The sequence below is a fragment of the Neisseria sp. P0009.S007 genome, assembly GCF_051962515.1.
Genome location: NZ_JBQCVF010000781.1, coordinates 1 through 745 on the forward strand (window position 1 = coordinate 1; position 745 = coordinate 745).

The window sequence follows — 745 nt, forward strand, 5'->3', positions numbered from 1 at the left end:
TTGGGTCACGCGGGCTTGCTCGTCAGGCGTGAGGATGCCCATCACATTTGTCACGTTGCCGTAAGTCACGATTTTGACGCGTGCCTGGGTGGCCGGGCTGAGGCCCAACAGGGTGGCGCGGACTTTGGATGTACCCCAAGTATCGTTGGTCACATCGCCGAGCGAACGCGCTTGTGAGGCAACGGTGATGTAGTTGTACACGCCTTCTGCGGCTTGTTCGGAACGGGCGATGCGTTCAACAAATTGTTTTTCGCCTTCGGTAGCCACTTGGCCGAGCAGGAGCAGGTGGCGGTTGTAGCTGACAACGTTCAGTTTGGGCTTGTAGCCTTCGACTTGGTTGTTCTGGCGCAGGTAGGAGCGTGCAGTGGTTTCGACGCGCAAGGCCATAACGTTGTCGTCGGTTTGCGCGCCGGTGGTGCGGCGGTCGACGGCGGATTTGGTGCCGACGGCTGCACCGCCGATCAGTGCGCCGACGCAGCCGCTCAGACTCAGGCTCAAAAGGGTCGCAGTCAGAACGGGGAGGGCGTAGCGTTTGATATTCTTCATATCCTTTTCCTTGGGTATGGACGGTTGGGTGTTCAGACGGCCTTTAAGGGATGGGCCGTCTGAAAAGAAAGGGTTACATGCCTTCAAGCAGGACGGAGTCGATGCAGTCGCACATGGCGTGAATCATCAGAATATGGTTTTCCTGAATGCGGGCAGTACGCGGATAAGGGACGTTGAGCAAAACGTCGGTATCTTTGAG

1 protein-coding gene and 1 pseudogene are annotated in these 745 nt (G+C 57.3%); both read right to left on the minus strand.

The features are described from left to right. Window positions 1–546: BON domain-containing protein (locus ACTHS3_RS16320; protein WP_440368548.1), on the minus strand; the 546-nt coding region annotated here is incomplete at its 3' end. A gap of 73 nt (window positions 547–619) precedes the next feature. Beyond that, window positions 620–745: pseudogene (locus ACTHS3_RS16325) on the minus strand (phosphoheptose isomerase); the annotation flags it as partial.